This window comes from Bacillus sp. MUM 13 (assembly GCF_001866725.1).
GTDB lineage: Bacteria > Bacillota > Bacilli > Bacillales > DSM-1321 > Peribacillus.
Map to the genome: position 1 here is coordinate 1 of NZ_MLYQ01000094.1, position 6,929 is coordinate 6,929.

The window sequence follows — 6,929 nt, forward strand, 5'->3', positions numbered from 1 at the left end:
CAACCCGGTTTAACAACAGGTTCGCTTCACAGAACAATTAAAAAAACAACAATCTTTAAGAAAAGAGCCTTAAGGAAAGAGCCAATAAAGATAAGGAGCCTAGAAGGAAAGGCTCCTTTGATGTTTTTTTTGCACAGCAGTCAAAACAAAAAACAGTCCCCCGTTAATCCTTTTGGTAAAGACCATTTTCCATAATATATTGATAGCATGCTTCAGGCATGAGATATCGGGGTTCCCCTCCGATGGAAAATTCATCGCGGATATATGAGGAGGAAATTTCCATGGATAACCCCTTATCAATTAAATGAAAGGTGCTGCCATTATCGTAATTTCTCAGCAGAGGACTTTTTGAAATGACTTTGAGCATGTCGATGCCGTCTCTAGCCATAACAATAAATTTGTGGTTGGCAATCAGTTCTTCTCTATGCTTCCACCGTTTATAAACCGGAACCTCCTGATCATCGATATCCTGTAATAAGTCTGCGCCCATGATGAAGAAAACGTCATCATTCGGGTAATGCTTCTTAAAATATTCCATCGTGTAAAAGGTGTATTGTTTCCCTGTTCCAGCATGTTCATTAATTTCATAATCGCTCGCTTCAAATATCGGGTTATCTTTAATGCCAAGCTGCAGCATATTCCATCTGTGTTCATTGCCCGTTTTCATTTCTTTATCAGCTCTTCGGCTCGTGCATGGCAGAAAAATCACTTTATCCAGCTTCGCACGGTGAGCAATGGTTGATGCCGTCCACAGATGAACATTTGTTATTGGATCAAAGGATGACCCGTAAATGCCGATTTTTGCCATCATGCCGCTCCTCCCCAAACAGATCTCGTACCTTTATCCGGCCGGATTTATTTTCTCTTCGATTTTTTGCTTTACTTCTTCAATATTTTTCATCTTGTTCTCCCAGCACTTCAGGCTCAAATCTACCGGATATTTCTCCGGATGCAGGGCACGTTTGTATTCTTCCCATAAAAACTGGAGATTTTCTTCCAAAGACTTTTGGATATCAGTCAATTGAGGCTCCTCGTATACCAATTCACCATCTGCAAAGATTGGATGATGAAGCTCAATGGCGTCAAAATTTGTAACAAATTTGCTTATATAGGTATGGACCGGATCGAACATCTTCAGTCTTTCTTCTTCTGAAGGATTTTCATCGTCCATGGCTATATAATCACCTTCTGATTTTCCGCTGCTTTTATTGACAATCCGGTACACTCTTTTTAGGCCTGGAGTGGATACCTTTTCCGGATTCCCTGATATTTTTATCGTATCAAGCATTTCACCGTTTTCAGCTTCAATGGATACAAGCTTATACACAGCTCCCAATGCAGCCTGATCATATGCCGTAATCAGTTTTGTGCCTATTCCCCATATATCGATGGCTGCTCCCTGGGCTTTTAAGTTGATGATCGTATACTCATCCAGATCATTCGATGCAATAATCTTTGTATCTTTAAATCCTGCTTCATCAAGCATTCTCCTGGCTTCTTTTGATAAATAAGCCAAATCACCGCTGTCAAGCCTGATGCCAATAAAGTTGATTGTATCTCCGAGCTCTTTTGCAACAGCAATCGCAGCTGGGACCCCGGACCTTAAGGTGTCATATGTATCCACAAGGAACACACAATCTTTGTGCCTTTCTGCATATTTTCTGAACGCAGTATATTCATCACGATAGGCCTGAACCAATGCATGGGCATGGGTGCCTGAAACAGGTATGCCGAACAATTTCCCTGCCCTTACATTGCTTGTGGAAGAAAATCCCCCAATAAAGGCAGCCCTTGTACCCCAAATCGCCGCATCCATCTCCTGCGCGCGCCTGGTGCCAAATTCCATCGCTGTCTGATCTCCAACCACCTGCTTAATTCTTGAAGCTTTTGTGGCTATTAATGTCTGGTAATTGATAATATTGAGCAATGCCGTTTCAATAAGCTGGGCCTGTGCGAGCGGAGCCTCCACCCTCATCAGCGGCACATTGCCAAATACAACTTCGCCTTCGCGCATCGACTTAACAGATCCTGTGAACGTCAGATTCTTCAAATAGGAAAGAAAATCCTCTTTATACCCCAAGTCCTGCAAATACCGGATGTCACTGTCACTGAATCTGAAATTCTTTAAATAGCTGATTGCCTTTTCAAGACCCGCAAAAACGGCATAGCCATTGCCAAAGGGAAGTTTCCGGAAAAACAGTTCAAAAACCGCTTTTTTATCGTGAATACCGTCCTTCCAGTAAGTTTCAGCCATATTGATCTGATATAAATCAGTGTGCAAAGCCAAACTATCATCACTGTACAATTTGTTCATAGCAGTCCCTCCGGTTTACATAATTTTTGCGCCAAGTGAATGTTCGAAATGATTCAGTGCCCATTCATGGCCCTCTTGGTTAAAGCTCGCCACAGCTTCTTTATGGATGATAATAGTATAACCACGATTGTATGCATCTATCGCTGTATGAAGGACACAGATATCCGTACAGACTCCAATTAAATGAAGCTCAGTAATTTCCCTTGCCCTAAGTCTTAAGCCAAGGTCTGTTCCGGCAAAAGCCGAATACCTGGTTTTATCCATATAATAAAGGTTTTCATCATCCTTGTTCCTTTTATACAGTTCTTGTAAACTTCCAAACAGCTCCCTGCCCTTTGTCCCTTCCAGATTATGAGGCGGGAATAATCTGGTTTCCGGATGGAGTGCATCATTTTCCCTATGAAGATCAATAGCTAAAACCACAAAATCTTTATTGGCCAGAAATTCTGCTGTCAGCGCAACAATTTTCTGTTCAATCTCCTCAGCAGGTTCCCCGGCAGGAAGCGCTCCATTAACAAAGTCAATTGTATAATCAATATTTATCAATGCTCTTTTTGCCATCGATTTATCTCCCCTTAACCGAACTTATTTGTAAATGCTTTTTACTGGCTCATAATCATTAAAGCGGTAAAGCTTCGTTTTATATTTTGAATTTCTTTGAGTGGTTTTGCTGCTTCCATCAGGGTTCAATACATTTTCTATAAAAGGAAGCTTTGGAGCCTTTCTCCAGAAAAACGGCTCCGATTTAACCACTTCATCGAGGATATCCTCTGCGGTACACAGAAGAACACTGCGCAATTCTGATAAAGTAAATTCTTCCTGCAAAAACCTGCCTGCCAAAGTGGTCTGCACCATATCGAGCTTGATGCTCTTTAGGGCATCCTCAATAACCTGTTTGTGATCAAAGGCTAATGGCAGATGTAAAGCTTCTTCCACATCAAACAAATTGACCTCAGCCGCATCATCTCCTGCTTTTCGATTGCTGAGGAGATGCTCAGGCAGTGCTGCATAATGGGCATTTGTTATCATCCAGCCTCTCGGGTCGCGTCCTTCCTTGTCATAAACCGCATAATGTTTTAAATGCAGATGCAAAACACCGGTTTCCTCAGCAAGCTCCCTTGCAGCAGCTTCCAATGCTGTTTCATCAGGGTTCACAAAGCCTCCTGGCAGCGCCCATTTCCCGCCTTCAATATTTGGTTTCCCCTCATTATTTGTAAGGGCTCTTTTAATGAGCATAATTTTAAGCCTGCGCCCATACTCTGCATGTTCATCACTTGCAATAGTAAAGATGGCGATGTCGCTTGTATAGCCATCTGGTGTGCGGTATTTTTTCACATCATATTCCTTTAATGCATCAGCATGGTGAATATATTCTTTATCCATTTATTACGGCATCTCCAAACATCCGGGATTAATGATTAACTAATTGTTAATCATATTATATGATATACTGGCAACATCAGCAACCCTTAAAATGAATTATTCTGATTTTTAATTCAATTTTCCTGCTCTACATTCAACATAGTACATAAATAAATAATGGACTTTATATAAAAAGCGGCTATAACCCTTTATTATAGAGTTATAGCCATTTTACCGGGTTCTAAATCCTGCCAGGCAAATCTCCTTCATTCTTCTTGTTATGTGCTTTTTGAGTCTTTATTCCCGTTAAATACGTTTGAATGATTACATCAAGCGTTGTATTGACTTTAAGCGGCAGGCCGAATCCTCCCAATTGTTCAAGTGATGCAAAACCATGAAGAATACTCCGAAGTCCCCTTACCATATGCAGTGCCTGGTCTTCATCCAATTCCAGGTAGGACATTTTTTCAAGAATCAGGTCAACCAGACTGCTGCCCGCTTTTTGATATTCGAGATCGTTTACATCCGGAGCCTGAAGTGTAGATTGATATAAGCCAGGTTTTTGCCTGGCGAAATTTACGTAAGCCCTGGCGATGCTTGCAACGGACTCATCACCGCTTTTTCCGCTTGCAGCCTCCGAGACATCTGCATAAAGGTGGCGGAGAGCGTGAATGGCCATTTTATTCTGCAGGCTTTTTAAGCTTGCGATATGGTTATATAGCGAAGGTGTCTTTACCCCAAGCTTTCTTGCCAGTGTTGCCATCGTGACATTCTCCGTGCCTTTTTTCTCAGCAAGTTCGACTGCTGCCAAAATAACGGAGCTTTCGTCAAGCCCTGCTCGTGGTGACATATACATTCTCCTTTCAGCGTTCCCGTGCAGCTTCTATGGCCCGCCTCATGGCTTCAGCAGGTGTCTGCAAAAGCTTTCCATGCCCGACGGCAAGTATTGCAGGCTCACAGGCTGCCAGTTTCTCTGCACTTTCAATCGAAACCTGTTTATTCCACGTACCCATGGCAGGGAACGGAAACAATGGACGCACCTTGCCAGAGACTGCTATACCGCCTCTAATCTGAAGAGCATCTCCGGCTATTAAAGTCCTGCTTCTTGTATCCAGGAAAGACATGGAACCAGGAGTATGGCCTGGTGTTGATATACAAAGCAGCGATCCCGCCCTGTCTCCATCCTTTAGGGTAAAGTCCTCGCGTGTTTTCAGGCTTTTCGGAACCCCGCCTCGAATCGGTGTATCCGGCTCATTCTTATCAAGCGAAACATCTCCTCTAAGCAGCCGGGCATCCCGTTCGGAAATATAAACGGGAACATCCTGTAATGTCTCTTTTAAGTTATCGAGTGCACCGACATGATCGCCATGTGCGTGTGTTAAAAGAATGCGGGTAATCGGCTTTCCTATTTTACCCGCAGCCTCAAGAATCGCTTTTGCACTATACGGGAGTGCTGCATCAATTAAAGTAAGCCCATCCTCTTCCTCAACAAAATAGCAGTTTACAGGAAAAAAACCCGGAAGAAATGTTAGCTGATACAAGGACTTCATATGAGTCATTTTCATTAATATCCCCCCAAACTAACTAAACTAATACCATTAGTTTAGTAATAACTAATGGTATTAGTTTTTTCAATGACTTTCTCACATTTTTTTGGTATCAGTGTAAATATAAAAGTCCCAAAATCTGCAGCTATGCTGCCAGTATTACATTCGCCTTGAAATTTTTTAGTTTCTTTTATTCACCCCCCTAAAATATGGATAAAATAAATTCACCTTTAATGGTACTATTATTATTGAATCTTATTCAGCAAAAAGCAGACCATCAAGATTTCAATTTAAACAATGGCGGTGTAATTTTATGGAGTTTATGATTGAAAAGCTAAGGGGGTTCAGCCCCCAATTAGGGCATCTTGTCTCACAAATGAACTATACAAGAAAAACAACTTTAGAAGCTGTTTATGGATTAACTACCTCAGAATTAGACTTTTTACCGATCAAGAATGGTAATAGTATCGGTGGACTTTTATTACATATGGCGGCTGTTGAAAAGGGATTTCAAATTGAGATTTTTGAGGGCAGAAAGCCGAATGAACAAGAGATGGAAGAATGGGGTGCACCCTACAGCCTCGGAGAACAAGGCAGAAACTGCATTAAAGGAAACCCCTTGGAATACTATATTGCTAAACTTGAGGAAGTTAGAAATAGAACGTTGAGGGAATTTACTGAACTAAATGATAATTGGCTGTATGAAAATAGACTATGGGATAACCACCCCTCTAATAACTACTTTATCTGGTTTCACGTATTTGAAGATGAAATTAATCATAGAGGCCAAATAAGATTACTTAGAAAAATGCTGCCTCAAAATCAAAATGAATAACTTTACCTGCAGCAGTTTACACATCTTTTTACAAAAGGATCTTTTCTTAAAAATTGTTGTTTTTTTATGTGAAGCGTCCCAGTGTTAAGTCAGGCTGATTGGAGCGAAAGGTGCGAAGACTCCAGCGGGATCAGCGTGACAGATGAGACCCCGCAGACGCAAGTCGAGGAGGCTCAGCGCACGCCCCGCGGAAAGCGAAGCATCCTGAAGTGGAAATCAGCCGGCCATTTATACAAAGGTTATCCTTTAAGAAGCTATCTTCTATAAAACATTTTTCTTCATAAAAAAAGAGCCTGCGTTCCATTCAGAACGCAAGCCCTTCTCTATAGATATACGAACGATTAATCAATGATTATGGGAATGAGCATGTCCATCTTTTGAAGGATTGGTAATTTCAAACCCTTCCTGTGGAACATAAAAGTATTTAATCCAGACGCCATCAAGAAATTCTTCTCGGCTGTCCAAAAGGATATCGATATCTTTGTCGGTTTTAACGATTTCATCATGCTCTTTTGGTGTATCAAGCTCGATGTCATAGTGTGCGTGATCACCGTGCATATGAGAAATCACGACACGGATCATTTTTCCGCCTTCTGCTTCCTTGCTCGCAAGAATTGTATTCAATACTTTAGCTGCATTACGATTAATTTTAACGTTCATAAGTACACCGCTTTCTTAATAAGTAATATCCGTCCTTAAAAGGCCGCTTCTTTTTTTATACTCTTTCTATTCTAGGATGTCTATTTTTTTGCCTGTTATTAGTCCAATCCTGCGTCATTTATCCTTTTGCCAATCCAAAAGGCTGTTTTTGTTTGCTGCTATGAAACAAGGCGGTTGATTTCCGCTCCAGGTTGCTCGCTTTCCGCGGGGC

The 6,929-nt window shown here is 41.5% G+C and carries 9 protein-coding genes; 2 read left to right on the forward strand and 7 right to left on the reverse strand.

Annotated elements, in window-relative coordinates; all coding sequences use genetic code 11:
* A partial coding sequence (locus BIV59_RS23955; RefSeq protein WP_205684403.1) for a hypothetical protein occupies positions 1–195 on the forward strand: 195 nt, incomplete at its 5' end.
* Here the strand turns inward: BIV59_RS23955 and nadD are convergent.
* The 6 genes from nadD to BIV59_RS18645 form a co-directional block, all read right to left on the reverse strand.
* Positions 164–808, reverse strand: a complete 645-nt coding sequence (gene nadD / locus BIV59_RS18620; protein ID WP_071352965.1) for a nicotinate (nicotinamide) nucleotide adenylyltransferase — start codon at positions 806–808, stop codon at positions 164–166. The two genes, BIV59_RS23955 and nadD, sit on opposite strands and share 32 nt — an antisense overlap.
* Before the next feature lie 33 nt (positions 809–841).
* Positions 842–2,314 carry a nicotinate phosphoribosyltransferase gene (locus BIV59_RS18625; protein WP_071352959.1) on the reverse strand — a complete coding sequence of 491 codons (1,473 nt, stop codon included), beginning with the start codon at positions 2,312–2,314 and terminating at the stop codon, positions 842–844.
* Between the two features lie 15 nt (positions 2,315–2,329).
* A complete protein-coding gene (locus tag BIV59_RS18630; RefSeq protein ID WP_071352960.1) occupies positions 2,330–2,875 on the reverse strand; it encodes a cysteine hydrolase family protein in 546 nt (181 codons plus the stop codon).
* Positions 2,876–2,899: 24 nt separating this feature from the next.
* The gene (locus BIV59_RS18635) at positions 2,900–3,697 is read right to left on the reverse strand and encodes an NUDIX domain-containing protein (RefSeq protein WP_170846194.1); all 798 of its coding nucleotides are present in this window, start codon (positions 3,695–3,697) and stop codon (positions 2,900–2,902) included.
* Between the two features lie 220 nt (positions 3,698–3,917).
* The gene (locus BIV59_RS18640) at positions 3,918–4,526 is read right to left on the reverse strand and encodes a TetR/AcrR family transcriptional regulator (protein ID WP_071352961.1); all 609 of its coding nucleotides are present in this window, start codon (positions 4,524–4,526) and stop codon (positions 3,918–3,920) included.
* Between the two features lie 13 nt (positions 4,527–4,539).
* Positions 4,540–5,241 (reverse strand): MBL fold metallo-hydrolase, encoded by a 702-nt coding sequence (locus BIV59_RS18645; RefSeq protein ID WP_071352962.1) that lies wholly within the window; start codon positions 5,239–5,241, stop codon positions 4,540–4,542.
* A 295-nt stretch (positions 5,242–5,536) separates the two neighbouring features.
* Here BIV59_RS18645 and BIV59_RS18650 point away from each other — a divergent pair, with 295 nt between their 5' ends.
* Complete coding sequence (locus tag BIV59_RS18650) at positions 5,537–6,058, forward strand: DinB family protein (RefSeq protein ID WP_071352963.1); 522 nt, start codon at positions 5,537–5,539, stop codon at positions 6,056–6,058.
* A gap of 345 nt (positions 6,059–6,403) precedes the next feature.
* On the opposite strand, the gene BIV59_RS18655 is transcribed toward BIV59_RS18650, so the two are convergent.
* Positions 6,404–6,718, reverse strand: a complete 315-nt coding sequence (locus BIV59_RS18655) for a heme biosynthesis protein HemY (protein WP_071352964.1) — start codon at positions 6,716–6,718, stop codon at positions 6,404–6,406.
* Between the last annotated feature and the right edge of the window lie 211 nt (positions 6,719–6,929).

Coding starts and splice junctions, on each gene's coding strand:
- nadD (WP_071352965.1), bottom strand. CDS start 808: ATGGCAAAAATCGGCATTTACGGGTCATCCTTTGATCCAATAACAAAT.
- BIV59_RS18625 (WP_071352959.1), bottom strand. CDS start 2,314: ATGAACAAATTGTACAGTGATGATAGTTTGGCTTTGCACACTGATTTA.
- BIV59_RS18630 (WP_071352960.1), bottom strand. CDS start 2,875: ATGGCAAAAAGAGCATTGATAAATATTGATTATACAATTGACTTTGTT.
- BIV59_RS18635 (WP_170846194.1), bottom strand. CDS start 3,697: ATGGATAAAGAATATATTCACCATGCTGATGCATTAAAGGAATATGAT.
- BIV59_RS18640 (WP_071352961.1), bottom strand. CDS start 4,526: ATGTCACCACGAGCAGGGCTTGACGAAAGCTCCGTTATTTTGGCAGCA.
- BIV59_RS18645 (WP_071352962.1), bottom strand. CDS start 5,241: ATGAAAATGACTCATATGAAGTCCTTGTATCAGCTAACATTTCTTCCG.
- BIV59_RS18650 (WP_071352963.1), top strand. CDS start 5,537: ATGGAGTTTATGATTGAAAAGCTAAGGGGGTTCAGCCCCCAATTAGGG.
- BIV59_RS18655 (WP_071352964.1), bottom strand. CDS start 6,718: ATGAACGTTAAAATTAATCGTAATGCAGCTAAAGTATTGAATACAATT.